Source organism: Novosphingobium sp. FW305-C-111 (assembly GCF_058783565.1).
The window spans coordinates 200446-221335 of the sequence record NZ_JBYSYP010000005.1; the positions used below are offsets into that span (position 1 = coordinate 200446).

Sequence of the window (20890 nt, forward strand, 5' to 3'; positions counted from 1 at the left end):
GCCCTATCCTTATCGGTATGCCATGGGCAAGCGGCAACACGGCGAAGGGCCGCGCTGTCCACAAGCAAATCTGGTTTCACTCAAAATGCAAACGCGCCCCCGCGCAGGCGGGGGCCTCCATCAATCCGACGGACCGTTTGCGGCACGAGGTCCCCGCCTGCGCGGGGACGCCGTGGGTCGACTAGTTCGCCGCGCCCTTCAGCGGGTCGTTCGCGGGCGCCTGTTGAGCCGGTGCCTGCTGCGCCGGGGCTGCCTGACCGCCCGCCGGAGCCGCCAGCGGATCGGCGGCCGGCTGCTGCTGTTGCTGCTGGTCGACAAGCCCTGCGCCGCTGCTGCGCTCGAGCGAGGTGTCGATCTCGCGGCCCGAGCTGGTCTCGACCGCCAGGGCCGCCAGCGCGATGCTCAGCACTACGAACAGCGTTGCGAGGATCGTGGTCGTGCGGGTCAGGAAGTCGGCCGCGCCGCGCGCACTCATCAGCCCCGACGGGCTGCCGCCGACGCCGAGGCCGCCGCCTTCGGACTTCTGGATGAGAATCACACCGACGAGGGCCGCGGCGACGATCGCCTGGACCACGGTGAGGAAGATGAAGAGGTTCATGGATCTCTGCCTGAAACGATTGCCGGCGCATGTAGGCGGGGATGCGCCGGGGTGCAAGCTTGGTGGCTGCCCTGCCCGCGCTGCTGGAATGGATCGAAGGGCCGCGCTGCTTGCCCACCCCTAACCCCTCCCGCATGCGGGAGGGGGACTACAAAGGCAGCTCTTCTCTCCCCTCCCGCATGCGGGAGGGGTCGGGGGTGGGCCTCTATCTGGCGCTTAGCCCTCCTCGCTGCCCGCCGCGGCTACGATCGGCAGGAACGCGTCCGCGGTCAGGCTCGCGCCGCCGACCAGCGCACCGCCGACGCCCTCGGCGGCCAGCAGGTCCGCCGCGTTGCCGGCGTTGACCGAGCCGCCATAGAGGATGCGCACCTTCCCGCCCGCCTCGCCATAGAGCGACACCAGCACCTCGCGCACCGCACGGTGCATGGCGACGACGTCCTCGACCGCGGCGACGCGGCCGGTGCCGATCGCCCAGACCGGTTCATAAGCGACCGCGATCCGGCCCGGCAGCGCATCGCCGGCCACCTCGGCCGAGGGCATCGAGCCCTTGACCTGCCGGGCGACGACGCCTTCCGCCTTGCCCGCGTCGCGCTCTTCCAGCGTCTCGCCCACACAGACGATCACGCCCAGGCCCGAGCCGACCGCCGCCTCGGCCTTCGCCTTGACGACCGCACTGCTCTCGCCGTGGTCCTTGCGCCGTTCGGAGTGGCCGACGATCACGAAGTCCGCGCCGGCATCGGCCAGCATCGTCGCTGAAACGTCACCGGTGTGCGCGCCCTTGGCCTCGGTGTGGCAGTCCTGCCCGCCGACGCCCATGGCGGAGACTTCCTCGCGCAGCAGCCCGATCAGGGTGAACGGCGGGGCCAGCGCGACCTGGACGCCGGGATAGCGGGCGGCACCGCGTTCGATCGCACGGGCCTCGGCCAGCATGGCGCGGGTCCCGTTCATCTTCCAGTTGCCGACGATGTAGGGGCGATTCGGCATGTGCCGTGATTCCTCGGTATGATTTCAACGGATTCGGTTGGGCCGCTATCAAACCCTGCCCGCTATTGCAAAAGCGCAACGCGTCCCTGTGGATGCAGTTATCCACCGTTGGGCGTTGCGCTTGAAGCCGCGCCCCCGCCGCTCTAAAGGCCCCGTTCACATCAGCGAGAGAAAAACCCCGCCCATGCTCGGCTTCTTCCGTTCGTTCTTCCAGTCGCGCCTGGGCGTGATCTTCACCCTCGGCTTCCTCGCCCTGATCGCGCTCGCCTTCGCCAGCGCCGACGTCACCGGCAACATGTTCGGCGGCGTCACCGGCAGCGACCGGGTGGCGACCGTCGGCAAGGCGCGGATCAACGCCGCCGATCTCAAGCTGACCACGACCAACGCCTTCGAGCAGCAGCGCCAGCAGAACCCGACGCTGACGATGAAGCAGTTCCTCGCCGGCGAAATGCTCGACAGCCTGCTCGACGACATGATCGCGCGCGAAGCGGTGATGCAGTTCGGCAAGGCGCACGGCATGCTGGTGTCGGACCGCCTGGTCGACAGCGAGCTGGTCAAGATCGACGCCTTCTTCGGCCCCGACGGAAAGTTCAGCGAGAAGCAGTACCGTTCGCTGATCGCCCAGCGCGGGCTGACCGACGCCGCCGTGCGCGCCGACCTCGCCAACGGCCTGATGGCGCAGCAGCTGCTGGTGCCCGCCAGCTACGGCGCGGTCATGCCGCAGACCGCGGTCAACCAGTACGTCTCGCTGCTGAAGGAGCGCCGCCAGGGCGCCATCGCGCTCATCCCCTCCGCAGCGTTCGCGCCCAAAAAGGCGCCAAGCGACGCCGTCCTGCAGGGCTTCTACAAGCAGAACCAGAAGCGCTACATGCAGCCCGAACGCCGCACGATCCGCTACATCGTGTTCGACGAGTCTGCGCTGAAGAACGTCCCCGCCCCGACCGAGGCCGAGATCCAGAACGCCTACAAGGCGAACGCCGCGCAGTTCTCCGCGTCGGAAACCCGCACCCTGACCCAGGTGATCGTCCCGACCGAAGCCGCCGCCAAGGCGCTCGCCGGCGAAGTCGCGGGTGGCAAGGCGCTCGAAGCCGCCGCCACTTCGAAAGGCCTCGCCCCGACCAAGCTCGACAAGCTGACGAAGAACGCGCTCGCCTCGCAGGCCTCGCAGCCCATCGCCGACGCGGTGTTCGCCGCCGCGCAGGGCGCGCTCGCCGCACCCGGCCGCTCGCCGCTGGGCTGGCACGTGATCCGCGTCGACGCCATCGAGAAGAACACCGGCAAGACCCTCGACCAGGCCCGCCCGGAACTCGTCACCCAGCTCACCGAAGCGAAGCGCAAGGCCGCATTGTCCGACACGTCCGCGAAGATCGAGGAGCAGATCGACAAGGGGGCCAGCCTCGCCGACGTCGCCAAGCAGCTCGGCCTGACCGTCGCCACGACGGTTCCGGTCACGCAGAGCGGCCAGATTTTCGGCAAGCCGCAGGAAAAGGCACCCGACGCGGTTCTGCCGGTCGTCAACGCCGCGTTCGGGATGGAACGCGAGGGCGAGCCGCAGCTCGCCGAAGTCGTCGCTGGCAAGACCTTCACCGTCTATGAGGTCGGCCAGATCACCCAGGCCGCCCCTGCCCCGCTCGGCGAAATCCGCGAGGTCGTTGCCCGCGACTATGCCCTCCAGCAGGGTTCGGTCCAGGCCAAGGCGGCAGCCGACAAGGTGCTTGCCCAGCTCGCCAAGGGCGTGCCGCTGAATGCCGCGCTGGCCTCGGTCGGCGTCGCCCTGCCCCCGGTCCAGAACGTCGACATGACCCGCGAGCAGATCAGCCAGTCGCGCGAACGCGTGCCGCCGCCGCTGGCGTTGCTCTTCGCGATGGCCAAGAAGAGCAGCAAGCAGCTCGAAGGTCCGAACAAGATGGGCTTCTACATCGTCACGGTCTCGGACATCATCCCCGGCCAGGTCGACAAGAACGACCCGCTGCTGGCGCAGGCCGCGGCGCAGCTCGGCCAGATCACCGGCCAGGAGTACGCCCGCCAGTTCCGCGCCGCGATCCGCGCCGAAGTCGGCTCGGAAAAGAACCCGACCGGGATCGGCAAGGTTCGCAGCGAACTGGTCGGTTCGGGCCAGTAAGCTGGTGAACGGGGGGTCGATCGCGGGCGCAGGCGCGCCGGAAAACGCCGCGGCTGCGGCCAAGGCCCTCGCCTCCGGCCGCCCGGCGCTGGTCTGGCGAAAGATCGTCGCCGATACCGAAACCCCGGTCGGCGCGGCGCTCAAGCTGTTCGAGCAAGGACGCGGCGACTACCTGCTCGAATCGGTCGAAGGCGGCGAGGTGCGCGGCCGCTACAGCCTGCTCGGCATCGACCCCGACCTTGTCTTCCGCGCAACCGGCGCGGCGGCGGAGGTCAACCGTGCTTGGCAGCACAATCCCGCTGCGTTCGCGCCGCTGCCCGGCAATGCGCTCGCCGAACTGCGCGCGCTCGTCCAGTCCTGCCGGATCGACGTGCCGGCAGAGCTGCCCTCGGCGCTCGCCTGCCTCGTCGGCTACTTCGGCTACGAGACGATCGGCCTCGTCGAGAAGCTTCCCCGCGCCCCGCAGAGCGCGCTGGAACTGCCCGACATGCTGTTCGTGCGCCCCACGCTGGTGCTGGTGTTCGACCGCCTCGGTGACGAACTCTACGTCGTCGCGCCGCTATGGGCCGGCGGCGGCGATCCGGCCGCCCAGATCGAGCGTGCCGGTGAGCGGATCGATGAAGCACTGCGCCGCCTTGCGCTGCCCGCGCCCGCCGACCCGCGCCTGGCCGACGACGGCGAGATCGCTCGCAGCCCGGTGCTCGATGCGGCGCGCTACGCGGAAATGGTCGGCAATGCGAAGGACTACATCGAGGCCGGCGACATCTTCCAGGTCGTGCTCGCCCAGCGCTTCACCGCGCCGTTCCCGCTGCCGCCGATGGCCCTGTACCGGGCGCTGCGCCGGGTGAACCCCTCGCCGTTCCTCTATTTCCTCGACCTCCCCGGCTTCGCGCTGGTCGGATCGAGCCCGGAAATCCTCGTCCGGGTCCGCGACGGCGAAGTCACGATCCGCCCGATCGCCGGAACCCGCCCGCGCGGCAAGTCGCCCGAGGAAGACAAGGCCAACGAGGCCAGCCTGCTAGCCGACCCCAAGGAGCGCGCCGAACACCTCATGTTGCTCGACTTGGGCCGCAACGACGTCGGCCGGGTGGCGAAGGCCGGGACGGTCAAGGTCACCGAGAGCTACACGATCGAGCGCTACAGCCACGTCATGCACATCGTCTCGAACGTGACCGGCGAGCTGGACACGGCCCGCGCCGATGCCGTCGACGCGCTGTTCGCGGGCTTCCCCGCCGGGACGGTCAGCGGCGCGCCGAAGGTCCGCGCGTGCGAGATCATCGCCGAACTCGAACCTGAAACCCGCGGCGCCTATGCCGGCGCGGTCGGCTATTTCGCCCCCGACGGCTCGATCGACAGCTGCATCGTCCTGCGCACCGGGGTGATCAAGGACGGGGTCCTCCACGTCCAGGCCGGCGCCGGCATCGTCGCCGACAGCGTGGCCGAATACGAACAGCGCGAATGCGAAGCCAAGAGCGGCGCACTCTTCGCGGCGGCCCGGGAAGCGCTGCGGGTCGCCGCAGAGCCGGGTTTCGGGCAGTAGCGCCAACCCGCTTGCGGTAAGCCGTGGGTCCGCGCACACTCCCGCCAAACAGGACGGGAGAGAGACAATGGCAAAGCCGATAGCCCTGGTAACCGGCTGCTCAACGGGCGTCGGGCTGCACACGGCGGTGCGGCTCGCGCAGGCCGGGCATCACGTCGTCGCCACGATGCGCGACAACGGCAAGCAGCAGCCCTTGCTCGATGAAGCGGCCAAGGCCGGCGTCTCCTTCGAAGTACGCACTTTGGACGTGACCGAGCAGGCGTCCATCGATGCCTGCGTGGCCGGAATCATCGCCGATCACGGACGGATCGACGTGCTGGTCAACAACGCCGGGGCGGGCTTCCTCGGTTCGCTCGAGCAGACCTCGGACGCCGATCTGCGGCGAACGATGGAGGTGAACTTCTTCGGGGTGTGGAACACGACGAAGGCGGTCGTCCCGCACATGCGGGCGGCGGGAGAGGGCCGGATCATCAGCGTGACCAGCGTCGGCGGGCTGCTCGGCCAGCCTTTCAACGAGGCGTACTGCGCGGCCAAGTTCGCGGTGGAGGGCATGATGGAAGGCTTCGCGCCGCTCGCGCAGGCGATGGGGATCAAGGTCAGCCTGGTCGAGCCCGGGCCGATCAACACCGAATTCGTCGCCTCGGTCCGCAGCAGTTCGGCCAGCGCAATCGCGGGGATGACCGCGCCGTATGACAAAATGGCCGGCAACTACCTTGGCGCAACGTCCGACGTTTTCGCGACCCACGGCCAGACCGGCGACGAGGTCGCGGAGATCATCGTCGCGGTCGCCACCGCCGAGAAGCCTGACTTCCGCAACATCACCTCGCCCTTCGCCAAGACCGCCGTCGCGTCCAAGGTGGTCGACGAGACCGGCAACTCGGTGGTCGAAATCTTCGCCAGGCGTATCGCCGGATAGCGACGCCGCGCTGGAAATGCACCGCGTTCCCGCTTAAGGCGCGCGACCATGATCCTCGTCATCGACAACTACGACAGCTTCACCTGGAACCTCGTCCACTACCTGATGGAGATGGGTGCAGAGGTCGAAGTCGTGCGCAACGACGCGATGAGCGCAGCGCAGGCGGTGTCGAGCGGGGCAAAAGGCTTCCTGCTCTCGCCGGGTCCGTGCACACCCAACGAAGCCGGGATCAGCCTCGACCTCGTCGGCGCGGCGGCGGATGCGGGGGTGCCGCTGCTCGGCGTGTGCCTCGGCCACCAGTCGATCGGGCAGTATTTCGGCGGCAAGGTGGTGCGCGGCGGGCTGATGCACGGCAAGGTCTCGCCGGTCAGCCACGACGGAACCGGGCTGTTCGCAGGGCTGCCCTCCCCGTTCATCGCCACCCGCTATCACTCGCTGATCGTTACCGACATTCCGGAGTGCCTGGTCGTCAACGCCACCAGCGATGACGAGCACACGATGGGCTTCCGCCACGCCGCCTTGCCGATCCACGGCGTCCAGTTCCACCCGGAGAGCATCGCCACCGAGCACGGCCACGCCATGCTCGCCAACTGGCTGCGGCTGTGCGGTATCGACGCCAAGGTGCCCGAGGACATCGCCGCGTGAGCCTTCCTCCTGTCGAACACCCCCTCGCCGAGGACGAGGCTGAGGACGCGTTCGGCCGCATTCTCGATGGCACGGTACCCGACGACGAAATCGTCCGCTTCCTCGTCGCGCTGTCAGACCGTGGCGAGACCGCGAGCGAAATCGCAGGCGCGGCGCGGGCGATGCGGGCGCGGATGATCCCGGTCGAAGCGCCGGCGAATGCCATCGACGTCTGCGGAACTGGCGGCGACGGCCATCACACGCTCAACGTCTCGACCGCGGTGAGCCTCGTCGTCGCGGCCTGCGGGGTGCCCGTCGCCAAGCACGGCAACCGAGCCGCCAGTTCCAAGGCCGGTGCGGCGGATACGCTCGAGGCGCTGGGCCTGAACCTCGACCGCGCGGTGGCGACGGCCGAGGCGACGCTCGCCGACATCGGCATCTGCTTCCTCTTCGCCGGCAAGCACCACCCGGCGATGGGCCGGATAATGCCGATCCGCAAAAGCATCGGTCGTCGGACTATCTTCAACCTGATGGGCCCGCTCGCCAACCCGGCGCGGGTCCGCCGCCAGCTCGTCGGCATCGCCCGCCCGGCCTATGTGCCGATCTATGCCGATGCGCTGGCCCGGCTCGGCACCGACCACGCGATGGTCATCTCGGGCGACGAAGGTCTCGACGAACTGAGCCTCGCCGGCGGCAACGAATTGGCCGAAGTGGTAGGGAGCGAAGTGCTGATGCGGCGCACCGATCCCGCCGACGCGGGCATCCCGCATGCCCCGGTCAGCGCGATCCGGGGCGGCGATCCGGCTTTCAACGCCGAGGCGCTGCGCCGCCTCCTGCTCGGAGAACCCGGCCCCTACCGCGACGCCGTCCTCTACAACGCCGCCGCCGCGCTGATGGTCGCAGGCGAAGCGCAAGGCTGGCGCGAGGGCGTGGAGGAAGCCGCCGAAGCGCTCGATAAGGGACTGGCGAAGGCGCTGCTGGATTGCTGGATTTCGGCGCTGAAGTAGTGAGTTCGCGCAAAGGCGCGAAGGTTGGCAAAGGCGCAAAGAGGTCGCGCATCCGGCGAAGCCGGTTTCCTGTTCATACAGTCCGTTTTCCCGAACGACAAAATCGGCAAGGGCCTTGCGGCCCAGCGCACCATCTTTGCGCCTTCGTTCTTCTTTGCGCCTTTGCGCGAACCACTTCTCCCCCTCGACTCAACCCACCGCCACGGGCAAAGGGCGAACCCGATGACCGACAAGCTCACCGAAATCTGCGACACCAAGCGCGGCGAAGTCGCGCAGCGCAAGGCGGCGACCTCCCTCGCCGATCTCGCTGCCCGCGCTGCCACGCAGACCGCCCCGCGCGGGTTCGAGGCCGCGCTGCGGGCGAAAGCCGCGACCGGCTTTGCCCTGATCGCCGAGATCAAGAAGGCCAGCCCCTCGAAGGGCCTGATCCGCGCCGACTTCGATCCGCCCGCCCACGCCCGCGCCTATCAGGCCGGCGGCGCGGCGTGCCTTTCGGTGCTGACCGACGCGCCCTATTTCCAGGGGCACGAGGACTTCCTGATCGCCGCCCGCGCCGCCTGCGACCTGGCGGTGATCCGCAAGGACTTCATGGTCGATCCCTGGCAATGCGCCGAGGCCCGCGCCATCGGCGCCGACGCGATCCTGATCATCGTCGCCGCGCTGTCAGACGCGCAGATGGCGGAGATCGAGGCCGCCGCCCGCGAGCAGGGCATGGACGTGCTGGTCGAGGTCCACGACGAAGCCGAGATGGAGCGCGCCGCCCGGCTCGCCACCCGCCTGATCGGGGTCAACAACCGCGATCTCAAGCGCTTCGTCACCGACCTCGCCACCACCGAACGCCTCGCCCCGCTGGCGCCGGAAGGCACGTTGCTGGTCGCGGAAAGCGGCATCAACAGCCACGCCGACCTGCTGCGCCTCGAAAAGTGCGGCGCGCGAACGTTCCTGGTCGGCGAAAGCCTGATGCGCGAGGCGGACGTCGCGGAGGCCACCCGCCGCCTGCTGAATGGCTAGGTGCGCCATCATCCTTGTGAATTGATGCCCGCCAGCGCGCCGTATCGGCCCGCCACGCCCCCAATTCCCGCAATTGCAGTGGTCCTCCAACCCGGCGCGCGATAATCCTTCGTGCAGAAAGGCTGGCGACACCTCCGGCCGGACGAGAGGATTTGCCGGATGGCCAGTGTAATCGAGAGGCCCACCGTCCCACGGCCGGAGCACGTGCCGGCCGAGCTTGCGTTCGACTTCGACCTTTACGCCGGCCCCGGTCCCGGCGGCAACAACTCGCCGGATATCCACAGGCTGTGGAAGGCGTTCCAGGACAGCCATCCGCCGGTCTTCTGGACACCCTACAACGGCGGCCACTGGGTGGTCACGCGCGCCGAGCAGATGCGCCAGGCGGCGCTCAACCCCGCCGCGTTCTCGAGCCGCGACATCTTCGTCCCCCAGGGGACGTCGCCTTTCCTGATCCCGACCAACGCCGATGCCCCGCTGCACAGCAAGTACCGCCGCCTGATGGAGCCGTTCTTCGCCCCGGCCGCTCTCCGCCGGGTCACCGACGAGGCGCGCCAGGTCGCGATCGACATGATCGAGGCGATCAAGCCGCACGGGCGCTGCGAATTCATGAGCGAGTTCGCCACGATCATGCCGGTCGTGGCGTTCATGGTGCTGATCAACCTGCCGCGTGAAGACCTGCGCTACCTGCTGTCGGTGGGCCACCGGCTGTCCTCGGTGCATCCCGAGCACGAGGGCGCGTGGGAGGAACTCGGCGCCTATGTCATGCGCCAGCTCGACCTGCGGCGCGCAAACCCGCAGGACGACTTCATGTCGCGCATGCTGGTCGCCGAAGTCGATGGCCGCAAGCTGACCGACGACGAAATCTTCAGCATGTCGCTGCTGGTGGTCTCCGGCGGGCTCGACACGGTGGCCATCTCGATCGGGTTCGCGGCCGCGTTCCTCGCCCAGAACCCCGCGCACCGCCGCGAGCTGATCGAGCACCCCGACCGGATCGACAACGCCGTGAACGAAATGCTCCGCCGCTTTGGCGTCAGCCACATCGCGCGGGTCGCCACCGAGGACGTCGAGTTCGCCGGGGTTCCGATCAAGCGCGGCGAATCCCTGCTGCTGATGTATCCGCTGGCCGGGCTCGACGAGAGCGTCGTCGATGACCCGCTGACGGTCGATTACCAGCGCCGGTACCCGCCGCACATGGTGTTCGGAACCGGCCCGCACACCTGCATCGGCAACCGGCTCGGCAAGCGGGAAATCCGCCTGTTTCTCGAGGAATGGCTCCAGCGGATCCCCGATTTCCGCATCGCAGCGGGAACCGAGCCCAAGGCCGGCTCGGGGGTCACCAACCGGTTGCTGGAGCTGCACCTGGAATGGGACGTGGGCTAGGCCGGGTGGTCCGGTCCTGCGATGCTGAGCGGCGGCTCATCACGCTTCACCCACCCCCGTCCAATATCGCCTGCACCTGCCGGTAGAACGCCTCCCGCTCCGCCCCTTCCGGCCCGGCGCTCGCCCGCGTCCAGTCGCCGTTGGTGGCGATCACCAGGCGGCGCCTGGGGTCGATGAAGATGCCCTGCCCGAAGATCCCCTGCGCGGCAAAGCTGCCGTCGTCGTAGGTCCACCACTGGAAGCCATAGCCCTTGCCGGCTCGTCCGATGTCCTTCTGCTTGACGGTGGCCTGCGCGAACCAGTCGGCGGGAACGACCTGCCGGCCGTCCAGACCCTTGCCGCCGTTCAGCACGAACAGCCCGAAGCGGGCATAGTCGCGGGTCGCGGCCTGGAGGCAGCAGCCACCGATCTCCTGCCCGGTCTTCGAGAGCAGCCAGGTCGCCTGCGCCTCCATCCCGGCGGGCTGCCAGACCTTTTCCTCGAGATAGGCGGCGAGGCTCTTGCCGGTGGCCGAGGTCACCAGCACGCCGATCAGGTTGGTTTCGCCGGTGTTGTAGTGCCAGACCTCGCCCGGCGGATGCGCGCGGGGGAGTTTGCGCATATAGCTGACCGTCGCGTCCATGCCCTGCTCGGGTTCGGCATTGTTGAACTTCGCGACGTCGGCGTTCGGGTCCTCGTAGTCCTCGTTCCAGCGCACTCCGCTGCTCATGGTCAGAAGCTGGCGGACCGAAACGTCGTCATAGGCCGAGCCGCGCAGCCCGGGGATGTACTGGCTGACCTTGTCGTCGAGGCTCCTGATCTTGCCGTCCGCGATCGCCGCGCCGACCAGCGTCGATGTGAACGACTTGGCGACCGAGAAGCTGGTCCAGCGACCCTTGGCGTCGAAATCGAGGCCATACCTCTCGAGCCGCAGCTTGCCGTCCTGGAGGATGACGATCCCGGCGGTGCGCTGGGTCTTCATGTACGCGTCGAGCCCCGGGATGACGAGCGGCTCGCCCGGTGGCAGCGGCAGCGGGTTCGCGGCGGGCTGGATGGTGTTCGCCTTGGCCAGCACCGGCAGGCGATCCATCGCGCGGAACGCCGCATCGCGCTGCGGGATCGACCAGGACAGCACATCGCGGTCGGTCGGCAGGGCCAGCAGCAGGCCGCGGGTCTCCTTGTCCTGCGCGGCGAACCAGCCCCCGCCCGCCAGCAGCACCGCGCCAAGCGCGCTCAGCACGATGTTCCGCTTCTTCATGGCATCCCCCTTTTGTCGTGCGCCGAACTTGCCGTTCGCATCGGGCGAAGTCGACACGCTTTTTCGGCCGGTTTGGGGCTGTCCTACCCGCAATGCGTCTGGCATGTGACGGCCATGTTCGAGCGATCTTCAGACCTTGCCGGCAGCACCTTGCGGCGTCCTTCGGGGAGGCCCCGGAGTTTTCTCCCTGGACACTGTCAACTTCGTCAACTTCGACGCAAATCCGCGGGTTTCGCATGACCGGGCTGACTCACCTCGACTCGGACGGCAACGCCCGGATGGTCGACGTCGGCGGCAAGGCGCAGACCGCGCGGGTGGCGATCGCGGCCGGGCGGATCCGCATGTCGGCCGAGGCGCTCGCGGCGATCCGCGACGGCACGGTGCCCAAGGGCGACGTCCTCGCCGCCGCCCGCATCGCCGGAATCATGGCGGCGAAGAAGACCGGCGAGCTGATCCCGCTGTGCCACCCGCTCGCCCTCGACGCGGTGAGCGTGGCTTTCACCCTCACTGATGACGGCGTGGAAGCCCGGGCGACCGCTTCGCTCATCGGGCGCACCGGGGTGGAGATGGAGGCGCTGACCGCGGTCTCGGTCGCGCTGCTGACGATTTACGACATGGCCAAAGCGGTCGACAAAGGCATGGTCATCGAAAGCGTTCGGCTGATCGAAAAGCGCGGCGGCAAGTCGGGCGACTGGAAGGCGGCGGAGTGAGCGGCAAGGCCCCGCCCCTCCCCTTTGCCGATGCCCAGGCGAAGCTGATGGCGATGGCCCCGGCGCTGCCCGTCGAACACCGCCGCATCACCGAATGCGCGGGCTTCTGGCTCGCCCAGGACCTCCCCGCCCGCCGCGACCAGCCCGCCGCCCCCGTCTCGGCCATGGACGGCTACGCCCTGCGCGGCGCGGACCTCCCCGGGCCGTGGCACGTCATCGGCGAAAGCGCCGCGGGACATACCTTCAGCGGAACGGTGGGTCCGGGCGAGGCGGTGCGGATCTCGACCGGCGCGGTGGTGCCGGAGGGTGCGGACGCCGTCCTCCTCCAGGAAGACTGCCGCCGCGACGGCGATGCGCTGGTGCTGACCGGCGAAGCGCCCGTCCCGCCGGGCAGGCACATCCGCCCGCAGGCCATGGACTTCGCCGCCGGATCGCCGGTCCTCGCTGCGGGAACCCAGCTCGGCCCCGCGCAGCTCGCGCTGGCCATCGCGGCGGGCCACCACCTCCTGCCGGTCCGCCGCGAGGCGCGGATCGCGGTGTTCGACAGCGGCGACGAGCTGGTCGCACCCGGCGCGGGCCGCGACCCGGCGCTGCTTCCGGCGAGCAACGGCCCGATGATCGCCGCGATGCTCGGCGGCCTGCCCGCGCAGGTGACGTGCAGCGGCCCGGTTCCAGACCGGCTCGAGTCGCTGGTCGCCGCGCTCTCCGCCGCGCCGGATGCGGACCTGATTGTCACCACCGGCGGCGCTTCGGTCGGCGACCACGACCTGATCCGTCCGGCGCTCGCCGAGCTCGGAGCCGACCTCGAGTTCTGGCGGGTCGCCATCAAGCCCGGCAAGCCGCTCCTGGTGGCCCGGCGCGGGCGGCAGCTGGTGCTCGGCCTGCCGGGCAATCCCGCCTCGGCGTTCGTCACCGCGTGGTTGTTCCTCCTGCCGCTGGTACGGGCGATGCTCGGTTCGGACGCACCCTGCCCGCGGCCGATTTCCTCGGTTCTGGCGCAAAACATGGCAAAGGGCGGCAGTCGCACCGAGTTTCTTCGCGGCACCTGGGACGGCGAGCGGGTGACGCCCGACTCGCTCCAGGATTCGGGCGCGCTGACCCCGCTGGCCCGCGCCAATGCCCTCATCCTGCGCCAAGCCCACGCGCCCGAGCGCGCCGCCGGCGAAGCGGTGAGCATCTACTTGCTCGAAAATGGCGGAATTGCTTGACGGGTTCTCGCAGGTTGCTTATTCGTTCCGCATTCGTTCGCCTGATGGTCGGGCGCTCGCGGGAGTGAGACTGATGCTGACGCGCAAGCAGCACGAACTGATCACCTTCATCCAGAACAAGCTGGAGGAAACCGGCATCTCCCCGTCGTTCGAAGAGATGAAGGAGGCGCTCGACCTCAAGTCGAAGTCCGGCGTCCACCGCCTGATTTCCGCTCTGGAAGAGCGCGGTTTCATTCGCCGCCTGCCCAACCGCGCCCGTGCGCTGGAAGTGCTCCGCCAGCCCGAGAGCGCGCAGGCGAAGACTCCGGTGAAGGCCGCCGCGAACTCGAATTCCGCGCTGACTCCGCTGAAGAAGCCCGCGGCGCAGCCCGCCGCCGCCAACGACGTGATCGAGCTCCCGCTCCACGGCCGCATTGCGGCAGGCGCGCCGATCGAGGCGCTTGAGGGCCAGTCGACCCTGCCGGTCCCGGCCGCACTGCTCGGCGCGGGCGAGCACTACGCGCTCGAGGTATCGGGCGACTCGATGATGGAAGCCGGAATTCTCGACGGCGACTATGCCCTCGTTCGGCGGACCGAGACCGCGCGCGATGGGGAAATCGTCGTCGCGCTGGTCCGCGGCGAGGAAGCCACGCTCAAGTACCTGCGCCGCGAGAACGGGATGATCCGGCTCGACCCGGCCAACGCCGCTTATGATCCGCAGTATTACAAGCCGGCCGAAGTCCAGGTGCAGGGCAAGCTCGCCGGGCTGCTGCGCCGCTATCACTGATCCGCCGATCCTCCCCCGCCCGGGGAGGTGGCAGCCGCATCGGCGGCTGACGGAGGGGGGCCGGCCTGGCGCGAGCGGTTCCGAGGCTCCGGCCAGCGATACCACCCGTGGTGCCCCTGCGTGTCGGCGACACTGGTGACCTGCCGGGCAGCAAGGTCGAGCGCCAGCCCGCCGCTCGTCGCCAGCATCCGCCGGTCGGCCTTGAGCCAGTGCGGGCGGCAGGTCCACGGCAGGCGGCGGTCGGCGATGACCAGGTCGGCGCGTTCGCAGGCGGCGGCAAGCGGATACTCCTCGACGATGTCGCGGCCCCGCGCGATCAGCAGCCGCGTGCGCCGCCCCTCGCGCGTCAGGACGAGCGAGCAGAAATCGCGGTTGCAGGTCGCGCCCGGCCATGCGTCGAGCGTGCGCACCTCGCCGTCCATCCCGGCAATCTCGAGCAGGCTTTCGCGGACGTAGTCGCCCCGCCCCTCGCGCAGGAGGAGCAATTCTCCGCCTTCCCCCGTGATGCCGACATGGCGACCGTCGCCCGAGATCAGCACATCGGCGGGCCGCACAAGGGACATTCCGGCAACCCCCGCCAGCACCGGCAGCAGCCCCCACAGCCGCACCCGCCCGCTCCACAACGCCAGCCACAGCGCGCCGGCCACGAACAGCAGGAACGGCCCGGCCGGCATCGCCGGCAGCAGCGCCACCGCGCCGGGCTGCGCGGCGGTGACGTGCGCGAGCCACAGCAGCAACTCGAGAGACTTGCCCGCCGCCCACCACGCCGGCGCGCCCAGTCCTGCGATGTCGAGGAGCAGCGCCAGCCCGATCAGCGGCATCGACACGAACGTCGTCAGCGGGATGGCAACGACGTTGGCCAAAGCGCCGTAGATCCCGGCGCGGTGGAAATGGAACAGCCCGATCGGCATCAGCGCCAGCTCGATCACCACGCCGGTCACCAGCAGCATCGCCCCGTGGCGCAGGATTGCCATGACCCACCCCTCCTCGCGCCGGGCAAACCACCGCCGCACCGGCTCGGCCGAATGCAGCGCGACGATGGCGATGACCGCGGAGAAACTCATCTGGAAACTCGGGCCCAGCACCGCCTCGGGCCACAGCAGCATGACGAACAGCGCGGCGATGGCGACCATCCGCATCGATAGCGGATCGCGCCCCAGCGCCAGTGCTCCCAGCACCAGGACCGCACCGATGCACGAGCGGATCGTCGGCACCTCCGCCCCGGTCAGCAGCGTGTAGGCGATCCCGCCGCCGGCCCCGACCGCTGCCGCGACGACCGGCAGCCGCACCCGCAGCGCGAGCCATGGCCACAGTGCGAGCAGCCGGATCGCCAGCGCATAGCCGGCGGCCACCACCGCGCTCACGTGCAGCCCGCTGATCGACAGCAGGTGGGTGAGCCCCGCATCGCGCATCGCTTCCTCGTCGGCCTTGGCGATCTCCCCGCGGTCGCCGCTGGCAAAGGCCATCGCAATCGCGCCGGGCGTGCCGCCGAGTTGCGCGCGGACATGCTCCGACAATGCGTGCCGCCATTCGCGCAGCCGCGCGCCGCCGCTGGCCGGCTCGATCAGCCGGGGCTTTCCTAGCACGCTGCCGGTGGCGGATATCCCGGCGAACCACGCTGCCCGGGCAAAGTCGTAGCTGCCCGGAAGCATCGGCGGAGCGGGCGGCATCAGCCGGGCTCGCATCGCCACCGTCGCCCCTTCGGCAAACGCGGGGTCGTCGTCGGCGTCGTCGAGATTGACCCGGACACGCATCGCTTGGTCCTGCCCGGTCAGCCGCGCCAACAAGGTCAGCCGGACCCGGTCCTCTGCGCCCTGGACCTCGCGTGCCTCGATCCGGCCGGTCAGGCGGACGACCATGGGCCGCTCGATGGTCGGGGCGCCGGCCAGCGCCGACTTGGCCCAGACCGTCAGGCACCCCGCCGCCACCATCAACGTGGTGGAGAGCACTGCAAGCCGCAGCCAGGCAAGGCGCTGCGGAACGGTCAAGGCAGCCGCGCCCGCCATCAGGGCAGCGATTGCCAACAGCGCCAGCCATTGCGCAGGCCCATCGAGGCCCAGCCAGACGACGATGCCTGCTGCGAAGGCCACTGCCAGCCAGTTGCCGCGTTCGAACGGGCGCCCCTCCAGGAATTCGTCGATGCGGCGTAGCGTGGCTGGTCCCGCGCTGGACAAGCCGGCCAAGATGGCCCAAGTGCGCGACCGTTCGCGCGGTTCGTCGGGCGCCGGTGCGCCGGGCGGATCTGCGGCCGCGGACGCCATGGCCTGACAGGAAAGGAAGCCGCCGCCGATGGCAAGCGCCACTGCCACCGATTCCGTGACATCGCCCGCCGGCACCACCGCCGTTGTGACCCGCTTCGCGCCCTCGCCGACCGGGTTCCTTCATATCGGCGGAGCGCGCACTGCGCTGTTCAACTGGCTGTACGCGCGCCACCATGGCGGCACGTACCTTTTGCGGATCGAGGACACCGACCGCGCCCGCTCGACCGAACCGGCGATTGCCGCGATCTTCGACGGGCTCGAATGGCTCGGCCTTGGCGGTGACGAACCGGCGACGTTCCAGTTCGCCCGGTCCGAGCGGCATGCCGAAGTCGCCCACAAACTGCTCGACGCGGGTCACGCCTATCGCTGCTACCTGACCCAGGAAGAACTCGCCGCCCGCCGCGAAAAGGCACAGGCCGAACGTCGCCCGTTCCGGATCGACAGCGAATGGCGCGACGCCGACCCTTCGACCTGGCCGGCCGGGCAGCCGTGGGTCGTCCGGGTCAAGGCTCCGCGCGAAGGCGAGACGGTGATCGAGGACCAGGTCCAGGGCACCGTGACCGTGCAGAACGCCGAGATCGACGACTTCGTGATTCTCCGCGGCGACGGTACGCCGACCTACATGCTGGCGGTGGTCGTCGATGACCACGACATGGGCGTGACCCACGTGATCCGCGGCGACGACCATCTCAACAACGCGTTCCGCCAGCTTGTCATCATCCGCGCGATGCATGCGATCGAGGGTGGCTGGGCCGATCCGGTCTACGCGCACGTGCCGCTGATCCACGGCTCGGACGGGGCGAAGCTGTCCAAGCGCCACGGCGCGCTTGGGGTCGACAGCTACCGCGACGAGATGGGCATCCTGCCCGAGGCGCTGTTCAACTACCTGCTCCGGCTCGGCTGGGGCCACGGCGACGAGGAGATCATCGCCCGCGACCAGGCCATTGCGTGGTTCGACATCGCCCACGTCGGCAAGTCGCCATCGCGCTTCGACCTCAAGAAACTGCAAAGCCTCAACGCGCACTACATCCGCGAGGCCGACGACGCGCGGCTGGCCGGGCTGGTCGCTCCCCGGCTGGCCGGGGCGGTTGCAGGTCTCACCGCTGACACCGGCCTCGACCTGCTGACCCGTGCCATGCCGGTGCTCAAGGTCCGCGCCAACGATCTCGACGAAATCGCGCGCGGTGCCGCCTTCCTGTTCGCCGCCCGGCCCCTGACGCCCGACGCCAAGGCCGAGGCGTTGCTCACGGCTGACGCGCGCGGCGTGCTGGGCCGGATCCTCGCCATGCTGCAGGTGCAAAATGACTGGACATTGGCCAGTCTGGAGGCCAGTCTGAAATCCTTGGCCGAGGAGCTGGGGGTTGGCCTGGGCAAACTAGCCCAGCCGTTGCGCGCCGCGCTGACGGGGCAGACTACCTCGCCGGGAATATTCGATGTGTTGTTCCTGCTTGGGCGGGACGAGTCGCTGGCGCGGATTCGCGATCAGGCGGCCTGACCGGCAGGGCGAACCGGAAATTCAATCGGCCGCCAATCGGCCGCGAAAACGATGTGAAGGAGGGCATTCAGGTGGGTGATACTTCGGCAACTCTCAACGTCGGCGGCAAGACCGTCGACCTGCCCATCACGAGCGGGACCGTGGGCCCCGACGTCATCGATATCCGCAAGCTTTACGGCCAGACGGGGCTTTTCACCTACGATCCCGGCTTCACCTCCACGGCGAGCTGCGACTCGGCGATTACCTACATCGACGGCGATGAAGGCGTGCTGCTGCATCGCGGCTATCCGATCGGGCAGCTGGCCGAGCATTCGAGCTTCATGGAAGTCTGCTACCTGCTGCTGAACGGCGAACTGCCGAGCCAGGATGAGCTTTCGAGCTTCTCGCGCACGATCAGCCGCCACACGATGGTGCACGAACAGCTGAGCACGTTCTTCCGGGGGTTCCGCCGCGACGCGCACCCGATGGCAATCATGTGCGGCGTGGTCGGCGCGCTTTCGGCGTTCTATCACGACTCGACCGACATCGCCGATCCCGAACAGCGCCGGATCAGCGCCCATCGCCTGATCGCCAAGATGCCGACGATCGCGGCGATGGCCTATAAGTACTCGGTCGGCCAGCCGTTCCTCTATCCGAAGAACGACCTGTCCTACGCCGGTAACTTCCTGCGCATGACCTTCGGCGTTCCGGCCGAGGAATACGAGGTCGTGCCCGCAGTCGAAAAGGCGATGGACCGGATCTTCATCCTCCACGCCGACCACGAACAGAACGCCTCGACCTCGACCGTGCGCCTCGCCGGTTCGTCGGGTGCCAATCCGTTCGCGTGCATCGCCGCGGGCATCGCCTGCCTGTGGGGTCCGGCGCATGGCGGCGCCAACGAAGCCGCGCTGAACATGCTCAAGGAAATCGGCACCCCCGACAAGATCCCGGAGTACATCGAGCGCGCCAAGGACAAGAACGACCCGTTCCGCCTGATGGGCTTCGGCCACCGCGTCTACAAGAACTACGATCCGCGCGCGACGGTCATGCAGAAGACCGTGCGCGAGGTGTTTGACGCGCTCAAGGTCAACGACCCGCTATTCGAGACCGCGCTTCGCCTCGAGGAGATCGCGCTCAACGATCCCTACTTCATCGAGAAGAAGCTGTTCCCGAACGTCGATTTCTACTCGGGCATCATCCTCTCGGCGATCGGCTTCCCGACCGAGATGTTCACCGTGCTCTTCGCGCTGGCCCGCACCGTCGGCTGGGTTGCGCAGTGGAACGAGATGATCAGCGATCCCGGCCAGAAGATCGGCCGTCCGCGCCAGCTTTACACGGGTGCGACCGAACGCGACTACGTGCCGCTCAGCCAGCGCTGAGCGCGGCAAAAAGCCCCGGCAAATCGAAGCGCCGGATTCCCTCGGGAGTCCGGCGCTTTCGTGTTAGCATCGCTCCAGCGGGTCGCACCGTGGGAGGAACCTGATGCGCAACGTACTGATGATACTCGGCATTCTGATGGTGCTGATGGGCGGCCTGTGGACCGGTCAGGGCCTCGGCCTGATCATGTGGCCGGCCTCGAGCTTCATGCTCGCGCAAGGGCAATGGGCCATCATCGGTTCGGTCGTTGTGCTGGCAGGGCTCGGCCTGATCTGGTTCGCCCGCCGGAAAGCCTGACCGCTCAGCCGGCCTCGCGCAGCTCGACACGGTCCGCCGGCAGGCGCAGGACGAAGCGCGCCCCTTCACCGGGCGCGCTTTCGACCTCGAGCTCCCCGCCCATCGCGCGGGCGAGCCGGCGCGAGATGTAGAGCCCAAGGCCGCTGCCGCCATCGCCCTTGCGGCCAAGCCGTTCGAACTTGCGGAACACCTTGTCGGCCTGGTCGCGGTCGAGGCCCTGGCCCTGGTCGCGGACGGCGATCCATGCGCCCGCTTCGTCCTCCCCGCACGAGACGGTGACGGTCGTCCCTTCGGGCGAGTAATTGATGGCGTTGCCCAGCAGGTTGAGCAGGATCTGCAGGACGCGCCGGAACTCGCCCACCGCCGGAGCGCGCTCCTCGACGGGCGGGAGCAGCAACGTGATTTGCCTGTCGGCCGCGCGAACCGAAAGGATGCCGCCTGCCTGTCGTCCGACTTCGGCGAGGTCGATCCGGTCCGGCGCCGGCGCAAAGCCGGGTGTCTCGATCGCCTCGAGATCGGCAAGATCCTCGACGAGGTTTAGCAGATGCCGCCCGGCATTGGCGATGTCGGCGGCATAGGCGCTGTACTGGTCGGCCAGCGGCCCGGCGAGCTTGGTGCGGATCGTCTCGGCATTGGCGATGATCCGGTTGATCGGCTGGCGCAGCGCCGGGGCGAGTTCGCGGCCAAGGAGACTGCCGTAATCGCCCGCAGGTTCGGGCTCGGCCGCCGAGACCTCAGGAACCGTCTCGACCGCCAGCGGAACGAGGCACAGTTCGAACCCGCCCAGCGCCGCGCCTGCCTGCGGAAGGATATGGGCGCGGAACGTCCGGGCCGAGCCGGGCACGCGGATGCTCGCCCCGTCGAGCAGGCGCCAGTGCAACGGCTGGCGGTGCCCACCGTCCTCCACGATCACGAAATCGGTCCACCGGTGGCCCTGCCCCGCGGCGAACAGCTGCTGCAGTTCAGCCAGGTCGGCGCTGCGCATTTCGGAAGCGAGCACGCGCTGATCCGCGTCGAGCCGCGCAGTGCCATCGGCGAGATGGCGCAACAGGTCCTGCGCATCGGGCACATCGGAACCCGCAGGCCACATCGCAGGACCGGCGCGCCATTGGCTCAGTTCGATGGTCGCCCCGTCTTCGCCGGGCTCCACCGCAGCCCAGGCCGCGATCTCGTTGCCGTCGTCGAGCGCGTGGATGGTCCGGGCGAGGCGAATGCGGTGCCGCCGGGCCTTGCGAACCAGCGCCAGCAGCGTCGGGATCGCGATTGGCCCGGGCAAGGCCCCGCCGGCGCGCAGCTGCAGGCCGGCCAACGGCTCGTCGGCTTCGACCAGCCGATCGCTGCCGTCGCTTCGCGCCCGGATGATCGCGAGCGCGGTCAT

18 protein-coding genes are annotated in these 20890 nt (G+C 68.9%); 13 read left to right on the forward strand and 5 right to left on the reverse strand.

The window, feature by feature from the left end:
* Positions 1–181 precede the first annotated feature (181 nt).
* Positions 182–598, reverse strand: coding sequence for a preprotein translocase subunit SecG (gene secG, locus AC3WLD_RS08085; RefSeq protein WP_492556432.1), 417 nt, complete (start codon positions 596–598; stop codon positions 182–184).
* Between the two features lie 216 nt (positions 599–814).
* Entirely contained in the window at positions 815–1582 is a 768-nt protein-coding gene (gene tpiA / locus AC3WLD_RS08090; RefSeq protein ID WP_492556433.1) for a triose-phosphate isomerase, read from the reverse strand.
* 184 nt (positions 1583–1766) lie between these two features.
* Between tpiA and AC3WLD_RS08095 the strand changes: the two genes are divergently transcribed.
* The 7 genes from AC3WLD_RS08095 (at position 1767) to AC3WLD_RS08125 (ending at position 10182) form a co-directional block, all read left to right on the forward strand.
* Positions 1767–3704 (forward strand): peptidylprolyl isomerase, encoded by a 1938-nt coding sequence (locus AC3WLD_RS08095; RefSeq protein WP_492556434.1) that lies wholly within the window; start codon positions 1767–1769, stop codon positions 3702–3704.
* Positions 3705–3708: 4 nt separating this feature from the next.
* Complete coding sequence (locus AC3WLD_RS08100; protein ID WP_492556435.1) at positions 3709–5244, forward strand: anthranilate synthase component I family protein; 1536 nt, start codon at positions 3709–3711, stop codon at positions 5242–5244.
* A gap of 67 nt (positions 5245–5311) precedes the next feature.
* Positions 5312–6160: an SDR family oxidoreductase gene (locus tag AC3WLD_RS08105; protein ID WP_492556436.1), complete on the forward strand. Its 849-nt coding sequence runs from the start codon at positions 5312–5314 to the stop codon at positions 6158–6160.
* 48 nt (positions 6161–6208) lie between these two features.
* The gene (locus AC3WLD_RS08110; RefSeq protein ID WP_492556437.1) at positions 6209–6805 is read left to right on the forward strand and encodes an anthranilate synthase component II; all 597 of its coding nucleotides are present in this window, start codon (positions 6209–6211) and stop codon (positions 6803–6805) included.
* Positions 6802–7791: an anthranilate phosphoribosyltransferase gene (gene trpD, locus AC3WLD_RS08115; RefSeq protein WP_492556438.1), complete on the forward strand. Its 990-nt coding sequence runs from the start codon at positions 6802–6804 to the stop codon at positions 7789–7791. The genes AC3WLD_RS08110 and trpD overlap by 4 nt, the downstream gene beginning before the upstream one ends.
* 222 nt (positions 7792–8013) lie before the next feature.
* Positions 8014–8802 (forward strand): indole-3-glycerol phosphate synthase TrpC, encoded by a 789-nt coding sequence (trpC, locus tag AC3WLD_RS08120; protein ID WP_492556439.1) that lies wholly within the window; start codon positions 8014–8016, stop codon positions 8800–8802.
* A gap of 159 nt (positions 8803–8961) precedes the next feature.
* Entirely contained in the window at positions 8962–10182 is a 1221-nt protein-coding gene (locus tag AC3WLD_RS08125; protein ID WP_492556440.1) for a cytochrome P450, read from the forward strand.
* A gap of 46 nt (positions 10183–10228) precedes the next feature.
* Here the strand turns inward: AC3WLD_RS08125 and AC3WLD_RS08130 are convergent, their stop codons facing one another.
* Positions 10229–11419, reverse strand: coding sequence for a serine hydrolase domain-containing protein (locus AC3WLD_RS08130; protein ID WP_492556441.1), 1191 nt, complete (start codon positions 11417–11419; stop codon positions 10229–10231).
* 236 nt (positions 11420–11655) lie between these two features.
* Between AC3WLD_RS08130 and moaC the strand changes: the two genes are divergently transcribed.
* The 3 genes from moaC (at position 11656) to lexA (ending at position 14103) form a co-directional block, all read left to right on the forward strand.
* A complete protein-coding gene (gene moaC / locus AC3WLD_RS08135; RefSeq protein ID WP_492556442.1) occupies positions 11656–12129 on the forward strand; it encodes a cyclic pyranopterin monophosphate synthase MoaC in 474 nt (157 codons plus the stop codon).
* A complete protein-coding gene (locus AC3WLD_RS08140) occupies positions 12126–13337 on the forward strand; it encodes a molybdopterin molybdotransferase MoeA (RefSeq protein ID WP_492556443.1) in 1212 nt (403 codons plus the stop codon). The genes moaC and AC3WLD_RS08140 overlap by 4 nt, the downstream gene beginning before the upstream one ends.
* A 73-nt stretch (positions 13338–13410) precedes the next feature.
* The gene (gene lexA, locus AC3WLD_RS08145) at positions 13411–14103 is read left to right on the forward strand and encodes a transcriptional repressor LexA (RefSeq protein ID WP_492556444.1); all 693 of its coding nucleotides are present in this window, start codon (positions 13411–13413) and stop codon (positions 14101–14103) included.
* On the opposite strand, the gene AC3WLD_RS08150 is transcribed toward lexA, so the two are convergent.
* Positions 14097–16364: a ComEC/Rec2 family competence protein gene (locus AC3WLD_RS08150; RefSeq protein WP_492556445.1), complete on the reverse strand. Its 2268-nt coding sequence runs from the start codon at positions 16362–16364 to the stop codon at positions 14097–14099. The two genes, lexA and AC3WLD_RS08150, sit on opposite strands and share 7 nt — an antisense overlap.
* 28 nt (positions 16365–16392) lie before the next feature.
* Here AC3WLD_RS08150 and gltX point away from each other — a divergent pair, with 28 nt between their 5' ends.
* From gltX to AC3WLD_RS08165, 3 genes are all read left to right on the forward strand, one after another.
* Positions 16393–17859, forward strand: coding sequence for a glutamate--tRNA ligase (gene gltX, locus AC3WLD_RS08155; RefSeq protein WP_492556446.1), 1467 nt, complete (start codon positions 16393–16395; stop codon positions 17857–17859).
* Between the two features lie 71 nt (positions 17860–17930).
* The gene (locus AC3WLD_RS08160) at positions 17931–19217 is read left to right on the forward strand and encodes a citrate synthase (RefSeq protein ID WP_492556447.1); all 1287 of its coding nucleotides are present in this window, start codon (positions 17931–17933) and stop codon (positions 19215–19217) included.
* A gap of 103 nt (positions 19218–19320) precedes the next feature.
* Positions 19321–19512 carry a hypothetical protein gene (locus AC3WLD_RS08165; protein ID WP_492556448.1) on the forward strand — a complete coding sequence of 64 codons (192 nt, stop codon included), beginning with the start codon at positions 19321–19323 and terminating at the stop codon, positions 19510–19512.
* Between the two features lie 4 nt (positions 19513–19516).
* Here AC3WLD_RS08165 and AC3WLD_RS08170 read toward each other — a convergent pair whose 3' ends face one another.
* Entirely contained in the window at positions 19517–20890 is a 1374-nt protein-coding gene (locus tag AC3WLD_RS08170) for a sensor histidine kinase (protein ID WP_492556449.1), read from the reverse strand.

Bases quoted from the DNA above. Each gene is read 5' to 3' on its own strand.
- secG (WP_492556432.1), bottom strand. From the start codon at position 598: ATGAACCTCTTCATCTTCCTCACCGTGGTCCAGGCGATCGTCGCCGCG.
- tpiA (WP_492556433.1), bottom strand. From the start codon at position 1,582: ATGCCGAATCGCCCCTACATCGTCGGCAACTGGAAGATGAACGGGACC.
- AC3WLD_RS08095 (WP_492556434.1), top strand. From the start codon at position 1,767: ATGCTCGGCTTCTTCCGTTCGTTCTTCCAGTCGCGCCTGGGCGTGATC.
- AC3WLD_RS08105 (WP_492556436.1), top strand. From the start codon at position 5,312: ATGGCAAAGCCGATAGCCCTGGTAACCGGCTGCTCAACGGGCGTCGGG.
- AC3WLD_RS08110 (WP_492556437.1), top strand. From the start codon at position 6,209: ATGATCCTCGTCATCGACAACTACGACAGCTTCACCTGGAACCTCGTC.
- trpC (WP_492556439.1), top strand. From the start codon at position 8,014: ATGACCGACAAGCTCACCGAAATCTGCGACACCAAGCGCGGCGAAGTC.
- AC3WLD_RS08125 (WP_492556440.1), top strand. From the start codon at position 8,962: ATGGCCAGTGTAATCGAGAGGCCCACCGTCCCACGGCCGGAGCACGTG.
- AC3WLD_RS08130 (WP_492556441.1), bottom strand. From the start codon at position 11,419: ATGAAGAAGCGGAACATCGTGCTGAGCGCGCTTGGCGCGGTGCTGCTG.
- moaC (WP_492556442.1), top strand. From the start codon at position 11,656: ATGACCGGGCTGACTCACCTCGACTCGGACGGCAACGCCCGGATGGTC.
- lexA (WP_492556444.1), top strand. From the start codon at position 13,411: ATGCTGACGCGCAAGCAGCACGAACTGATCACCTTCATCCAGAACAAG.
- AC3WLD_RS08150 (WP_492556445.1), bottom strand. From the start codon at position 16,364: ATGGCGTCCGCGGCCGCAGATCCGCCCGGCGCACCGGCGCCCGACGAA.
- gltX (WP_492556446.1), top strand. From the start codon at position 16,393: ATGGCAAGCGCCACTGCCACCGATTCCGTGACATCGCCCGCCGGCACC.
- AC3WLD_RS08165 (WP_492556448.1), top strand. From the start codon at position 19,321: ATGCGCAACGTACTGATGATACTCGGCATTCTGATGGTGCTGATGGGC.
- AC3WLD_RS08170 (WP_492556449.1), bottom strand. From the start codon at position 20,890: ATGACCGCGCTCGCGATCATCCGGGCGCGAAGCGACGGCAGCGATCGG.